Annotated in this window: 11 protein-coding genes; 7 read left to right on the forward strand and 4 right to left on the reverse strand. The window is 74.8% G+C overall.

The genetic code is table 11. The features are described from left to right. Positions 1 to 150: 150 nt before the first annotated feature. The 3 genes from OG823_RS12145 to OG823_RS12155 all read left to right on the forward strand — a co-directional run bounded on the left by OG823_RS12145 (position 151) and on the right by OG823_RS12155 (position 7158). A complete protein-coding gene (locus OG823_RS12145; RefSeq protein ID WP_371479496.1) occupies positions 151 to 4584 on the forward strand; it encodes a hypothetical protein in 4434 nt (1477 codons plus the stop codon). 107 nt (positions 4585 to 4691) lie between these two features. Next, complete coding sequence (locus OG823_RS12150) at positions 4692 to 5621, forward strand: cellulose-binding protein (protein ID WP_371479497.1); 930 nt, start codon at positions 4692 to 4694, stop codon at positions 5619 to 5621. A gap of 235 nt (positions 5622 to 5856) precedes the next feature. Further along, complete coding sequence (locus tag OG823_RS12155) at positions 5857 to 7158, forward strand: esterase-like activity of phytase family protein (RefSeq protein ID WP_371479498.1); 1302 nt, start codon at positions 5857 to 5859, stop codon at positions 7156 to 7158. 80 nt (positions 7159 to 7238) lie between these two features. On the opposite strand, the gene OG823_RS12160 is transcribed toward OG823_RS12155, so the two are convergent. Continuing rightward, positions 7239 to 7634 (reverse strand): hypothetical protein, encoded by a 396-nt coding sequence (locus OG823_RS12160; protein ID WP_371479500.1) that lies wholly within the window; start codon positions 7632 to 7634, stop codon positions 7239 to 7241. Further along, positions 7631 to 8434, reverse strand: coding sequence for an alpha/beta fold hydrolase (locus OG823_RS12165; protein WP_371479501.1), 804 nt, complete (start codon positions 8432 to 8434; stop codon positions 7631 to 7633). Before OG823_RS12165 ends, OG823_RS12160 begins: the two co-directional genes overlap by 4 nt. A gap of 91 nt (positions 8435 to 8525) precedes the next feature. Here OG823_RS12165 and OG823_RS12170 point away from each other — a divergent pair, with 91 nt between their 5' ends. Both OG823_RS12170 and OG823_RS12175 read left to right on the forward strand, forming a co-directional pair. Next, positions 8526 to 9566, forward strand: coding sequence for an ABC transporter ATP-binding protein (locus tag OG823_RS12170; protein ID WP_371479502.1), 1041 nt, complete (start codon positions 8526 to 8528; stop codon positions 9564 to 9566). A gap of 1 nt (position 9567) precedes the next feature. Beyond that, complete coding sequence (locus OG823_RS12175; protein WP_371479503.1) at positions 9568 to 10335, forward strand: ABC transporter permease subunit; 768 nt, start codon at positions 9568 to 9570, stop codon at positions 10333 to 10335. A 28-nt stretch (positions 10336 to 10363) separates the two neighbouring features. Here the strand turns inward: OG823_RS12175 and OG823_RS12180 are convergent, their stop codons facing one another. Then, positions 10364 to 10681, reverse strand: coding sequence for an ATP/GTP-binding protein (locus tag OG823_RS12180; RefSeq protein WP_371479504.1), 318 nt, complete (start codon positions 10679 to 10681; stop codon positions 10364 to 10366). Between the two features lie 393 nt (positions 10682 to 11074). Between OG823_RS12180 and OG823_RS12185 the strand changes: the two genes are divergently transcribed. Then, a complete protein-coding gene (locus OG823_RS12185; protein ID WP_371484441.1) occupies positions 11075 to 12205 on the forward strand; it encodes an LLM class flavin-dependent oxidoreductase in 1131 nt (376 codons plus the stop codon). Positions 12206 to 12331: 126 nt separating this feature from the next. Here the strand turns inward: OG823_RS12185 and OG823_RS12190 are convergent, their stop codons facing one another. Then, positions 12332 to 12724 carry an SCO5389 family protein gene (locus tag OG823_RS12190; RefSeq protein WP_371479505.1) on the reverse strand — a complete coding sequence of 131 codons (393 nt, stop codon included), beginning with the start codon at positions 12722 to 12724 and terminating at the stop codon, positions 12332 to 12334. A 984-nt stretch (positions 12725 to 13708) separates the two neighbouring features. Here OG823_RS12190 and OG823_RS12195 point away from each other — a divergent pair. After that, positions 13709 to 14908 carry a glycosyltransferase 87 family protein gene (locus tag OG823_RS12195; protein ID WP_371479506.1) on the forward strand — a complete coding sequence of 400 codons (1200 nt, stop codon included), beginning with the start codon at positions 13709 to 13711 and terminating at the stop codon, positions 14906 to 14908. Position 14909 lies beyond the last annotated feature (1 nt).

Below are 14909 nucleotides of genomic sequence, written 5' to 3' on the forward strand. Positions count from 1 at the left end.
CAGGACTCCGACCGTGGCGGACGACCCCAGCACGACAGGGGGCGTCCACCGGCCGCGGATGCAAGGACCAGTCGGACCGGACCCCGGACACCATCGGGCAACCGGACGGCCGGGTCGAGGACGCGACCAGGAGATGGATGGGACCGCGGAGTGCGGGGCTACGACCGCTACGAGGCTGACGATCACCTCTCCCAGTTCGAGGCCGACATGGATCGGACTCGCAAGGAGCGGGACAAGGCCGTCGAGCATGCCGAGGACCTCGCCTACCAGGTGGAGGTGCTCCGGGCCAAGCTGCACGAATCCCGTCGGCAGCTCTCTCAGCCGCGCGCCTTCGACTCCGCCTCCGGCCAGGCCGAGCAGCTCCTGCGCAACGCCGAGATGCAGGCCCAGCAGCTGCGCGCGGACGCCGAACGCCAGCTGCGCGAGTCCCAGGCGGCCACCCAGCGGCTGATGGCCGAGGCCGCCGACCGCACCGCGCGGCTGGAGGCCGAGCTCGCCGACCGCCGCCGCCAGCTCGACGCCGAGCTCACCGAGCTGCGCCGCAGCGCCGAGCGGCACGTCAACGAGAACGTCTCCTGGGCCGAGCAGACCAGGGCGGGCACCGAGCAGGAGGCCCAGCGCCTGTTGCAGGAGTCGCGCGCCGAGGCCGACCGGCTGATCGCCGCCGCCCGCGCCGAGGCCGTCGCGCTCTCCGACCACGCCCGGGCGCAGACCGCCGCCGATGTGGACGCCGCCCGCGGTGAGGCCCAGGCCGCCGCCGAGGCCGCGCTGCACCGCGCGCAGACCGACGCCGAACGCCTGCTGCGCGCCGCCTCCGAGCATGCCCAGCAGGCCAGCGCGCAGGCCGAGGAGATGCGCGGCACCGCCGCCAACGAGGCTCAGCAGCAGCTCGCCGGCGCCCAGGCCGCCGCCGAGCAGCAGCTGGCCGCCGCGCAGGCCGAGATCGGCCGGCTCAAGCAGCAGGTCGTCGCCGACCAGGCCCGCGCGGCCGAGGCGCTGGCCCAGGCCCAGGCCGAGATAGAGCGGCTGCGTGCCGAGGCCCTGGCCGAGGCCGAGCGGGCCCGCCAGGAGGCGGTCGAGCTGCGCGCCCGGGCCGAGCAGGCCGCCGAGCAGCTCCAGGCCGACGCCGAGGCGGCCGCCGAGCGGCTGGTCGCCGGTGGTGAGGCCGCCAGCGAGCAGCGCTCGCAGACCGCCCGGGCCGAGATCGCCCGGATGGTCGCCAACGCCACCAGGGAGACCGAGCGGATCAAGGCCGAGGCGGCCACCGCCAAGGCCGAGGCGGAGGCGGCCAGGGCCGCCGCCGCCGAGGAGAGCGAGCGGCTGCGCGGCGCCGCCCAGAGTGTGGCGACCCAGCTCCGCGAGGAGGCCGAGGCCGCCATCGCCGAGCTGCGGGCCGGCGCCGAGCGCGAGGCCGCCGACCTGCGGGCCCAGGCCGAGACCGGGGCCGAGCAGCTGCGCCGCGAGGCGCAGGAGGCGGGCCGGGCCGAGGGCGCCAAGGACGCCACCGTGCACCTCGCCAAGGCCGCCAAGACCGCCGAGGAGGTCCTCGGCCGCGCCGACCAGGACGCCGAGACCGCCCGGGGCGAGGCCGCCGCCGAGGCCGAGCGGATTCTGTCCTCGGCCGCCGCCGAGGCCGAGCTGCTCCGCGAGCAGGCCCGGGCCGCTGTCGAGCAGGCCCAGAACGCCGCCCTCGACGACGCCGCCGGCATCCGCGAGCGGGTCCAGCAGATGCAGGACGAGGCCGCCCGGATGCGCGCGGAGGCCGAGGAGCTGCGCGCCCACGCCGCGGCCGAGGCCGAGCGGGTCCGCGGCGAGGCCCGCCGCCAGGCCGTACTGCAGATCGAGGAGTCGGCGAAGAACGCCGAGGAGCTCCTCACCCGTGCCAAGACCGACGCGGACGAGCTGCGCGCCGGCGCGGCCGGCGAGGTCGAACGGCTGCGGACGCAGGCCAAGGAGCAGGCCGCCGAGACGCAGGGCCGCGCCGAGCAGACGCTCACCCGGGCCCGCGCCGAGGCCGAGAAGCTCAACGCCGCCGCCGAGCAGCAGCACCGGGACGCGGTGGCCGCCGCCAAGGCCGCCGCCGCGGAGAACCGGGCGGCCGCCGAGCGTGAGACCGGCGAACTGCGGCGCGAGGCCACCGAGTTCGACCAGCGGGTGCGGGCCGAGGCCGAGGCCGCCGCGAGCGCGCTCCGGGCCGAGGCACAGGCCACCGCGCAGGCCGTCCGGGAGAACGCGGACGCCGACGCCGGGCGACTGCGGGCCGAGACCGACGCCGAACTGGCCCGCCTGCGCGGGGAGGCCGAGGCGGCCGCCGACGCCCTGCGCGAGGAGAGCCGCCGGGCGTACGAGGAGGCCGCCGTCGGCCTGCGGCTCGAACAGGAGCGGACCGCCGAGGAGCTGGCCGCCGCCCAGGCCGCCCACGAGCGGGCGGAGGCCGTCGCCGCCGAACTGGCCGAGCGCACCGCCGCCGAGGCCGCCGCCCTCCGGGAGGCCGCCGAGGCCGAGGCCGGCCGGCTGCGCACCGAGGCCGCCGAGCAGTCGGCGGCCGCCGAGGCCGCCGCCCAGGAGCAGCTGGCCGCCGCGCGGAACGCCGCTCAGACCCTCCGGCAGGAGGCCGCGCAGGCACTGGCCGCCGCGAAGGAGCAGGCCGCCGAGATCGCGGCCGCGGCCGTGGCGGACGCCGAGGCCGCCCGGAGCGCCGCCGAGCAGGAGCTCGGGGAGGCACAGGAACGTGCCGCCGCGCTCGCCGCCGAGTCGTCGGCAGCCGCCGAGGCCACCAGGACCGAGGCCGCCGGCCGGCTGGACCGCGCCACGGCCGAGGCCGAGGAGCTGACCGCGGACGCCGCCCGCCGGGCCGCCGCCCTGGTCTCCGAGGCGGAGGACCAGGCCGCCGAGGTCCGCCAGTCCGTCGCGGGCATGCACGAGTCGGCCTCCCAGCAGGTCGCCGAGCTGCTGTCGACCGCCGAGCGCGAGGCCGCCGAGGTCAGGGAACTGGCCGCGCTGGAGAGCACCGAACTGCGCGACGTCGCCGGGCGCGAGAGCGCCGAACTGCGGGCCATCGCCGAGCGCGAGAGCGCCGCGCTGCGGGCCGCCGCCACCGCCGAGGCCGAGGAGCTGCGCGAGCGCACCGGGCTGGAGACGAGCGCCGAGCGCGAGGCCACCGAGGCCGAGCTCGGCCGGCTGCGCGCCGAGGCGCAGGCGTACGACGGGCGGCTTCGCGCCGAGGCCGAGGCCGAACTGCGGGGGGCCCGGGAGGCCGCCGAGCGGCAGCGCTCCGAGAGCGACGCGCTCGCCCGGCGCACGCTGGTGGACGCCGAGGAGCGGGCCGCCGCCACGATCGCCGAGGTGGAGGAGCTCGCGGCCGGTCTGCGCTCCGAGGCCGAGGAGTACGCCCTGGCGACCCGGTCGCTGGCGGACGACTACGACGGCGCCACCCGGGCCCGTGCCGAGGGGTACGACCGGGACGTGCGCGAGCAGGCCGAGCAGTTCGACCGGGCGACCCGCGAGCGGGCGAAGTCCGTTCTGGAGAAGGCCTTCGCGGACGCCGAGTCGCTCGGCGAGGACGCCCGGGCGACGGCGCTGGCCACCACCGCCGCGGCCGAGGAGCAGGCCGACGCGATGGTCGCGGCGGCGCGCAAGGAGTCCGACCGGCTGGTCGCGGTGGGCGAGGCGGCCGGACAGGCCGAGGTCGAGCGGGCCCGCGCCGACGCGGACGCGCTGCTCTCCGAGGCCCGCCGGGACGCCACCGCCGTCCGCGAGCGCGCCGAGGAACTGCGCGAGCGCACCGACTCCGAGGTCGAGGCACTGCACGAGCGGGCCCGCAAGGAGAACGCGCAGGCCATGAAGTCGGCCGGCGAGCGGGTGGACGCACTGGTGACGGCGGCCCAGGAGCAGCTGACCGAGGCCGAGGAGCTGGCCCTGGCGGCCGTCACCGAGGCCGAGGAGCGGGCCGCGGCGCTGGTCGCCGCCGCCGAGGAGCGGGCGGCCGAGCTGTCGTCGGAGGCTTCCGCGGAGGCCAGCAAGGTCCGGATCTCGGCGGTCCGCAAGGCCGAGGGGCTGCTGAAGGGCGCCGAGCAGAAGCTCGCCGACTCCACCGACCGCGCCGAGGCCCTGATCGCCAAGGCCGAGGCCAAGCTCGCCGCCGCCCAGGAGGAGGCCGAGGAGCAGATCGAGGCCGCCTCGGCGGAGGCCGAGAAGCGCCTGCGGGCGGCCGGCGAGAGCGCGGACGAGCAGATCGCGCTGGCCGCCGAGGAGGCGGAGCGCCTGCTCGACGACGCCCGGACCGAGGCGAAGCGGGTCACCGACGAGGGCCGCCGCGAACTGGACGAGCTGGTCCGGCGTCGCAAGGACATCAACACCGAGATCTCCAGGGTGCAGGACGTGCTGTCCGCCCTGGAGGCCTTCGAGGCGCCGTCACCGGTCGCGCAGGCGAGCGGCGGCGGGGCCGGCGGGGGTACGGCCAACGGGGGACCGGGCAAGCAGAACAGCGGCTCCGGAGGCCGCGAAGGGGCGCCCAAGGCCGGTGCCGGAGTGGGCGCTCCCCGTTCGGGTGGCAATCGCTCCGGTGGCGCGCCACCCGATTGAGCGGTCATTGTCCGCGAAGCATCGGCATTTCACCGATGACACTCCGGTAACGTGTCAGGATTCCCTCAACCACCTCAGCGGTCTGACGACAGGAAGCCCAGAAACCCATGAGCGACAGTCACTCCCCTCACGGCTTCGACCTGGTGCGCCGTGGGTACGAGCGTGCCCAGGTCGACGAGCGGATCACCAAGCTGGTGGCCGACCGTGACAGCGCCCTGACCCGCATCGGTGCGCTGGAGAAGCGCATCGAGGAGCTCCACCTGGAGACCCAGAGCGCGCAGGCCGCGGTCACCGAGTCCGAGCCCTCGTACGCCGGGCTCGGCGCGCGGGTGGAGAAGATCCTCCGCCTCGCCGAGGAGGAGGCCGCCGACCTGCGCAACGAGGCGCACCGTGCGGCCGAGCAGCACCGCGAGCTGGCCGAGGCCGCCTCCCAGCAGGTGCGCACCGAGGCGGAGAACTACGCCAAGGACCGCAAGGCCAAGGCCGAGGACGAGGGTCTGCGGATCGTCGATAAGGCCAAGAGCGACAGCGCCCAGCTGCGCGCCGAGGCGAACAAGGACGCGCAGACCAAGCGCGAGGAGGCGGACGCCCTCTTCGAGGACACCCGCACCAAGGCCGCCCAGGCCGCGCTGGAGTTCGAGACCAACCTGGCCAAGCGCCGCGAGCAGTCCGAGCGCGACCTGGCCGCCCGTCAGGCCAAGGCCGAGAAGCGCCTCGCCGAGATCGAGCACCGGGCGGAGCAGCTGCGCCTGGAGGCCGAGAAGCTCCGCACCGACGCCGAGCGCCGCGCCCGCCAGACGGTCGAGACGGCCCAGCGCCAGTCCGAGGACATCGTGGCCGACGCGAACGCCAAGGCCGACCGGATCCGCAGCGAGTCCGAGCGCGAGCTGGCGGCGCTCACCAACCGCCGCGACAGCATCAACGCGCAGCTGACCAACGTGCGCGAGATGCTCGCCACGCTGACCGGCGCGGCCGTGGCCGCCGCCACGCTGCCGGCCGACGACGCCCTGGGCGTGCCGGCCCAGCAGTCGCGCTGACACGCCGCCGGCGGGCCCCCACCCCTTCCGGGGCGGGGGCCCGCCGCGCTGTTCCCGGGTCTCCGGCGACCAGGTGTCCGGCGACCGGGCGCCGCGGGGCCGGCGCCGCGGTGGCGGGAGTGTCCTGTCAGCGGGCCTGCCCGTACGCGGACGGGCGTTCCGTTCACCCAGTGGCCATCGGGCCGACGGTCCGGCGCCCCCTGGTGCACCGTCGCCGGGCAGAGGATCTGTGCTCATGCGAATCTCGCGCCTCCTCCCCCTCGCCGCCGCCGCGGCCGTCGCACTGGCCCCGACCGCGGCCGGCGCGGCCACCGCCGCCCCCGTCCACGACGGCACCTGGACGTACCGCGACCCGGCCCCGCTCGGCGGCGGCACCGGCCTCTCGCTCGGCGGCTTCAGCGACCTCTTCCCGGCCGACGACTCCGGCAACGTGTTCTGGACGGTCACCGACCGCGGTCCGAACGCCGACGCGCCCGCCGACACCGACAAGATCTTCCTGAAGCCCGACTACACGCCGCAGATCATGAAGATCAAGCTGCGCAAGGACGGCTCGGTCGACATCCTCAAGCAGATCCCGCTGCAGGTCCCCCAGGGCCGCAGGGACCCGGTCACCGGGACCCGCTTCCTGACCGGCCTGCCGCCCGCCGCGCTGACCGCCGAACGCCCGGTGGACACCGCCGGCAACGTGCTCCCCAACGATCCCTACGGTCTGGACAGCGAGGGCCTCGTACGGGCCCACGACGGCTCGTTCTGGGTCAGCAGCGAGTACGGCTCCTCGATCCTGCACTTCTCCGCGCGCGGTGTGCTGCAGAGCGTCCTGGTGCCGGCCGGCTCGGCCTTCGAGGCGCCGGGCGCCGAGGTGCTGAAGATCCTTCCGGCCGTCGAGGCCAGGCAGAAGAACAACAAGGGCCTGGAGGGCCTGACCGTCTCGGCCGACGGCCGGACGCTCTACGCCGCCCAGCAGACCGCGCTCGCCAACCCGGACTCCAAGACCGCGAAGAAGTCCCGGGTGCAGCGGATCTTCCGGATCGACATCGGCCACCGCACCCCGGCCGTCACCGGCGAGTTCGCCAACGTCCGGGAGGCCGACAGCGCCACCGACGGTGGCTGGAGCACCTCGGCGATCACCTGGCTGGGTCCGGACCGCCTGCTGGTGGAGGAGCGCGACGCCAACCGCCCGACCGCCTTCACCAAGCTGTTCGAGGTCGACCTGCGGGGAGCCACCGACCTGCTCGGCGGTGTCTGGGACGACCCGGCGACGACGCCCTCGCTGGAGCTCGCCCCGGCGGACACCGACGGCGTGGTGCCGGGTGCCAAGCGGCTGGTCTTCGACGCCGCCGCGGCGGGCCTGGCCAACGGCAAGGTGGAGGGTGTGGCACTGCGCCCGGCCGGTCACGGCGCCGCCGAGCTGTTCCTGGTGAACGACAACGACTTCGGCGTCGACGGCTACGCGAACGGCGCGGTCGTCCCCAACAACGCCGCCACCCGGGTCGACCGGTACACGCTGCCGGCCGGCACGGTGTCGTTCGGCCGCTGATCACCTGTCCGACCGCACGACGAGGGGGAGCCGGGAGGACTCCGGCTCCCCCTCGTCGTGCCCGGCCCGGGCGGCCGCCGTCAGATCGGGTAGGCGCCGTCCGGCCGCTGGTGGCCGCTGCTCAGCTGGTTGCCCTCGTCGTCGGAGACGGTCCCGAACCACGAGGTGCACCAGACGGAGATCGAGTCGGGCCAGTACTGCACCTCGAAGGGGTGGCCGAGCCCGTGGTCGCCGTAGGAGGTGACGATGAAGGTCTCACCGGGTTTCAGCCAGTAGTCCTCGCCGAGCGGTTCGAGGACCAGTTCGGTGAGCTTCTCGCCGCAGTTGGTGACCGGCATCCGTCCGGAGACCTCCAGCGCGGAGAAATCCCACACGGCGGCCTCGCCGTCGGCGGGGCGGGGGTGCGGCGGCTCGTCCGCCCCGGCTCTGCCGTCGCTCCCGCGGCCGCTCTCGCCGCCCTGGACGCCCTCACTCATCGGGCCGCCCCGTCCACCCGGGCCAGCAGCGCGCGCACCGCGGCGTTGAAGGCCCCCGGAGCCTCGATCGCACTGAGGTGGCCCGCGCCCGGGATGACGGTCAGTTCGGCGTCCCGCAGGGCGCCGGCCATCAGCTCGGCCTCGGCGAGCGGGGTGACGCGGTCCTGCGCGCCGACCACGACGGCCGCCGGGACGGCCAGGCCGGGCAGCACGTCGAGGGTGTCGCCGCGGGCCGCCATCGCCCGCTGGGCCCAGGCGACGGCCTTCGGCGCGGACTCGGCGATCATCCCCCTGACCCGCTCGGCGAGGTGGCCCGAGTCCGGGCCGAGCAGTGAGTCCTCCATCCGTTCGTCGGCCAGCAGCCTGACGCTGTCGCGGGCCAGCACGACGGTGGCGATCCGCTCGCGGTTGGCGCGGGCGGCGTCGGTGTCGGCGGTGGCCTTGGTGTCGGCCAGCAGCAGCCCGGCGAGCCGCTCCGGGTGGCGCCGGGCGAAGGCCAGCGCCACGTACCCGCCCATGGAGAGGCCGCCGACCACGGCCCGGTCGATCCCGGCGGCGTCGAGCAGCAGCGCGACGTCGTCCGCGACGAGGTCCAGCGAGGGATCGTCGTCGCCCAGCCCGGTCCCGCCGAAGCCGCGCTGATCGGGTGCCAGCACGCGGGCGTCGCCGCCGCCGGATCCGGGTAGGCCGTCCAATTGGGCGCTCCACATCGAGGCGGCCAGCGGGAAGGCGTGCAGCAGGACGAGCGGGGTGCCGGTGCCGCTCTCACGGACGGCCGGGGCGGTGGGAAGCCGGTTCATGGGGCCCACCGTAGTGGCATCCGGGCCCTGCGCGGCCGATGCATCCTTATGTCTGATTTGCCATAATCTGACCGAAAGCAAGGGAGCGCGAATGATCGAGCTGCACGAGCTGACAAAACGCTACGGCGACACCCTCGCCGTCGACCGGCTGAGCTTCCGGGTACCCGAGGGCGTGGTGACCGGCTTCCTCGGCCCCAACGGCGCCGGCAAGTCCACCACCATGCGGATGATCCTCGACCTCGACCGGCCCACCAGCGGCACGGTCACCCTCGACGGCAAGCGGTACGGCCAGCTCAGCGAACCGCTGAAGTACATCGGCGCGCTGCTGGAGGCCAAGGCCGTCCACCCCGGGCGCACCGCCCGCGACCACCTGCTCTGGCTGGCCCAGAGCAACCGCATCCCGACGTCCCGGGTCGGCGAGGTGCTGGACCTGGTCGGCCTCACCTCGGTCGCCCGCAAGCGCTCGCGCGGCTTCTCGCTCGGGATGGGCCAGCGTCTGGGCATCGCCTGCGCACTGCTCGGCGACCCCGAGATCGTGATGTTCGACGAACCCGTCAACGGGCTGGACCCGGAGGGCATCCTCTGGATCCGCAACCTGATGAAGCGCCTCGCCTCCGAGGGCCGCACGGTCTTCGTCTCCTCGCACCTGATGAGCGAGATGGCGGTGACCGCCGACCACCTGGTGGTGATCGGCCGGGGCCGGCTGCTGGCCAACCTCTCGATGCCCGAGTTCATCAGGCAGAACTCCCGTACCGCCGTACGCCTGCGCACCCCGCACCCCGAGCGGCTGCTGGACGCGCTCGCCGGCGCCGGACTGCGCGCCGAGGGCGGGCCCGAGGGCTCCTACGAAGTGGTGGACGGCGACCTCGCCGAGCTCGGCGAGCTGGCCGCCGCGGCCGGCGTCACGCTGCACGAACTGAGCCCCCAGCAGGCCTCGCTGGAGACCGCGTTCATGCAGATGACCGCCGACTCGGTGGAGTACCACGCGGGCGGCACCGGGCCCGCCCGGGCGGTGGGCCCGACCGACGCGGCCGGCGCGGCGGGCAGCTGGGGCGCCGGCTGGCAGGGAGCACAGCAGTCACCGGCGGCCGGGGCGGGACGCCCGGCCGCGGCGCCGAAGGAGAGGAACTGAGATGGCGTCCTTCCCCGCGATCCTGAACTCCGAGTGGACGAAGATCCGCAGTGTCCGCTCCACGGTCTGGACACTGGCCCTGACCTTCGTGGTGACCGTCGGCCTCGGCGCCCTGCTGTCGCTGCTGACCAACAACAACTTCCAGGACTTCACCCGCAACGACAGCACACCCTTCGACGCCACCGGGACCGCCTTCTCCGGCATCATGCTCGGCGAACTGGCCATCATCGTCTTCGGGGTGCTGGCGGTCGGCAACGAGTACAGCACCGGCATGATCCGGGTCACCCTGGCCGCCGTGCCGCAGCGCGGGACGCTGCTCGCCGGCAAGGCCGTGGTGCTCGGCGCACTGGCGTTCCTGGTGGCGCTCGTCACCGCCTTCGTCACGTTCTTCCTCGGCCAGGCGCTGCTCGGCGACCACTCCACCGACCTGGGCCAGCCGCACGTGCTGCGCGCGGTGTTCGGCGCCGCGCTCTACCTGACGATGATCTGTCTCTTCTCGGCCGGCGTCACGGCGATGCTGCACAACCAGACGCTGGCGCTCGGCGTGCTGGTGCCGTTCTTCTTCCTGCTCTCGCCGATCCTCTCGGCGGTGCCGAAGGTCAAGACGCTGGCGCACTACTTCCCCGACTACGCGGGCTCCCGGATGCTGCTGGTGTACGAGCAGAGCGGCCAGCCGTACGGGCCGTGGGCGGGGCTGCTCATCTGCCTGGGCTGGACGCTGGCCGCGCTGGCCGGCGGAGCACTGGTGCTCAAGAGCCGGGACGCCTGACCGGACGGTGCGCGGCGCCCCGGACCGCTCAGTGGCGGGGGGCGCCGCGCCCGCGCTGGATGTTGGAGGTGCGCCGTTCGCGCGCTCCCCAGCAGGCGCGGTGCCAGTGCCGCCGGTCGTCCACCCCGGCGCCGAACTCCGGCCAGGCCACCACGTGGCCGACGCCGGGCGGGATCTCCTGGTCGCACCCCGGGCAGCGGTAGTGGCGCCCGGCCGTGCCCGCCACGGTCTGCACCACCCACTCCTCGCCCCGGTAGGTCTCGGTGCGCCGCAGCGAGCCGCCGAACGGCGACGGGCCGGGCTCCTCGCGGTCGGGGTTGCTGATCCGGTTGCGGCGGGGAGACACGGCGGGCTACCTCTCTACGGGGGCTCGGAAACCCTTCCAGGGTACGGGCCGTACCCGACCTGTCGCGGCCTTACCACGGCATCCCCCGCGACCCGGGTGAATCCGGGGAGATCCACCCGATCTTCGGGGAAATTGGTCGATCCGCGTGCCATTGGCACATGACATGGGTTACTCACAAGAGGAGAAGGCGGGGCCCGCAGACCCTGCGCGCACCCGAGGAGGCTGCCCATGACCAAGACCAGCGCCCGTACCGAGGCCCATCCGCCGATCGGTGTCCGGCCGCCCGGGCCGGCCGGCCCGGCCCTTGCCGGCCTGCCGCACCCGGCCGGGCTGCCCTACGGCCCGGCCCCCGTGACCGAGCGCGGCGGGAGCCACCCGTCGGCCACCGAGGCGATCCGGGTCGGCGCCTTCCTGCTGTCCGCGCAGTTCCCCGGCCAGACCCACGCCGAGGTACTGGATCGCACCGTCGGCGCCACCACGGCGGCCGAACGGGCCGGGCTGGACAGCGTCTGGCTGGCGGAGCACCACTTCGTGCCGTACGGGGTCTGCCCCGACGCCGCGACGCTCGCCGCCCTGCTGCTCGGCCGGACCCGGCGGATCGGCGTCGGGACGGCGGTGAGCGTGCTGTCGACGGCCCACCCGGTGGCCCTCGGGGAGCAGGCCGCGCTGCTGCACCTCACCTCCGGCGGGCGCTTCACGCTGGGGGTCGGGCGCGGCGGCCCCTGGATCGACCTCACCGTCTTCGGCAGCGGCCTGCCGGCCTACGAGCAGGGCTTCGCCGAGCGGCTGGACCTGCTGCTGCGCTGGCTGCGCGACGCCCGGGTGGGTGCGAACGGACCGCAGTTCGCCTTTCCCGAGGTGGCCGTGGTGCCGCGGGCGGGCGAGCCGGCCCGGCCGCCCGAGCTCTCCTCCTGGCTGGGCCTGGAGCCCGGCGCGCCCCGGCCCCCGCACCGGCTCCCCCGCCAGCGGGGTGACGCCCCGGCCGGCCGGGGCCCGGCCGGCCCGCCGGTCGTGGTCGCCTGCACCTCGCCGGGCGGCGTGCGGCTGGCCGCCGAGCGCGGCCTGCCGATGCTGCTCGGCATGCACTCCGGGGACGAGGACAAGCAGCAGATGCTGGAGCTCTACCGCACCGCCTGGCGCGCCGGCGGCCGCGGCGAGGAGCAGCTCGCCCGGGTCGAGGCGGAGCACGTCGCGGCGGGCGTCGCCCAGGTCGAGGACGGTACGGCGACGGCGCGGGCGACGCTGCTGCGCTCGATGCCCGGCTGGTTCGAGTACGGGCTCGGCGCGCACCGTACGGTGGACGGCCGCGAGCGCCGGATGCGCGACCCGCACGAGTACACGGCGCTGCTCTGCGACCTCCACGCGGTGGGCACACCCCGCCAATGCGCCGACAAGCTGCTCGCCACGGCCGAGCGCACCGGCATCCGCCGCTTCGCGCTGCTGGCCGAGGGCAGCGGCGACCGGGAGGCGACCCTGCACAACATCGCCCGGCTGGGCTCCGAGGTGCTGCCGCAGCTGTCCTGAGCGGGCGCGCGCGGACGGCCCGGGCCGCCCCGCAGCCGTTCCGGGCGCCGGTGGGCGATCGGAGCGGATGCGTGGGCGGCCCGGGCCGTCCGCGCGCACTGCTGCGGCGTACCGCCTGACGGCGGATCAGCAGTCGCGCAGTTCCTCGGACTGGTTGAGCAGCTGCTCCCGGACGGACGTGAAGCGCTGGTAGCGGGCCACGTTGTTGTCCGACGGCGCGAACACCGCGACCCGGTGGCAGTTCTGGAAGGCCAGCTGGACGCCGAAGTGCCGCTGCAGGGCCCCCCGGATCGCGTCACTGGCCAGGGCGCGCAGCAGCTGGCCGCGGGCCTGCTCGCTGGGCGGCGGAACGTGGTTGTCGGCGAAGTCGGTGCCGTCGACCTTCAACTGGGCGACCAGCGAGCTGATCAGCTCCCAGGCGTACGGCAGGGAGACGCGGACGCAGTCGACGAATTCCCGCTCGTCGACCTCGCCCCGCTCGGCCTTCTCCAGGAGGGCCGGTGAGACGTCGAGCGACATGGGTTCTCCTCTCGCGGTCCGCCCGTGCGCTGCGCACGGGCGGTGGTGCGGTGGTGCGGATGGCGCCGTGGTGCGGATGGTGCCGTGCCGAGATGGTTCTCGATCGTTGGGCGGAGAGTGCGGTGACCGTTGCGCGAACGGGCCGGTGAGGGGTGCCGGCCGGAGTGGGACGGACGCGTCCGGCCGTGCCGTTCGAGCGGGGTCGGTCCTGCGGTGTCCCGATGCGCCTGGCCGGTGCACCGGCGGACCATCGGACGAGCGGTACCGGCCCATCCCGGAAGGAGCCGCCGATGGGGGCGGCAACCGCTCACATCAGCCTGGCAGCCATTGCGGGGCAAGGCAGGCGAATCATCTGATTCCCCCAGGATTCGTGTGCCGACGGCGCAGATTGGCCGGATCCCACCGGGCTTGCCGTTCTACGTCGCCATCCCACGCCTCCGTCCCCCGCCGGCCGCCCGAGCGCAAGCACTCCGTCACACACCGTAGCCGCACGGGAGAGTGTGCGCCAGAGTGCGGAGCGCAACCGCTCAGGGGGGCCGGACCTCCATGGTGGACGTCCTGCCGCCTTCTTCACCCGCTCCGGACGGAATCGCTTCAACTGGCCCCGGCGGACGGGTGCGGGCGGCCGTGCGTCTCACGATCGCCCGCTTCCCGGGTCACTCGGGGCGGCGCTCCCCGGCGCGTCCGCCCTCCCGGCCCCCGGCGCCCGGACCGGCGGACGCGCCGGGAACCCGTGCCGGGCTCCCCTCCGGGGCCCGGCACGGCCAAGCGGCCCAGCCCGCCCGTGGGGGTCCGAGGCGCTCAGAAGAGGTCGGTTATCGTGTTCGGATCCGGATGTCGAGAATCGGTTCGGCCTGGCTCACGGGGGTTGCGATAACGGTGCGCGTGTTGAATCGAAGGCGGCGGATGCGATCGGACGGCCCGGACGGGCGTCCCGGCGCGTCACCGGCCCCCCGAGAACAGGCGACCGCCCTGGCCGGCTGCGTGGCGTTGATCTCCCTGGTGGTCTTCGCGGTCCTGCGGCACTTCCAGCAGGTCTCGATGGTCGACATGCTGGTCTACCGGGCCGAGGGTGCGGCCGTGGTGACCGGCGGCGACCTGTACGCCATGCGGCTCCCCGGCTGGGACCTGCCCGCCACCTACCCGCCGTTCGCCGCGATGCTCTTCGTCCCCAGCACCTGGTTCGAGATCAGCACGCTGCGGATGCTGGTGATGCTCGTCAACATCGCGCTGCTCGCCCTGCTGGCCCATCTCTCCTTCCGGCTGGCCGGCTGGCCGGAGCGGCGGCTGCGACCGGCCGCAGTCCTGCTGGTCACCGGTTTCGGGGTCTGGCTGGAGCCCGTCTACACCACCCTCCAGTACGGGCAGGTCAACCTCGGCATCGCCTGCCTGGTGCTGTGGGACCTCACCCGCCCGGACAGCAGCCGGGCCAAGGGCATGGGTATCGGCCTGGCCGCCGCCATCAAGATCACACCGGGCCTGTTCGCGGTGTACCTGCTGCTCACCGGCCGGATCAGAGCGGCCGTGGTCTCCGGCGCGGCCTTCCTCGCCGCCACCCTGATCGGCGCGCTGGCGCTGCCCGGGGCCTCCTACGACTTCTGGACCAGGTACCTCTGGGACTCCCGCCGGGTCGGTGTGGTCGAACTCGTCGACAACCAGTCGGTGCGCGGAGCGGTCGCCCGACTGCTCAGCACCAACAACCCGGGGGCGGCCGGACTGGCCGCCGGCGCGGTGGTGGGACTGCTCGGTCTCACGGTGGCGGTCGCGGCCGGACGCTCCGAGCGGGTGCTGCGCCGGGCCGAGGCCTGGGGCACCGTGTGCACCGCGCTGACCGCGCTGCTCATCTCGCCGATCAGCTGGACCCACCACTGGGTGTGGTGCGTGCCGCTGCTGGTCCTGCTCGCCGCGGAGGCCCAGGACCGGCCCCGGCGGCTGCTCCTCGGGCTGTCGCTGGCCGTGTTCCTCTCGTACGCCATGTGGCTGGTGCCGCACAGCTGGGGCCAGGGCATCGTCTGGTACTGGCAGCTGCCCTCCTCCCTGTACGCGCCGCTGGGGATCGTCGTCCTGCTGGTGACGGGCGTCCGTCTGCTCCGCCGCTCGCGCCGGGCCGCCGACGACGAGATGGACCGGATGCTCCGGCTCGCCGAGCTGGAGCGCGACGCCTCCCTGATGGAACAGGCCTGAC

Source organism: Kitasatospora sp. NBC_00315 (assembly GCF_041435095.1).
Lineage (GTDB): Bacteria > Actinomycetota > Actinomycetes > Streptomycetales > Streptomycetaceae > Kitasatospora.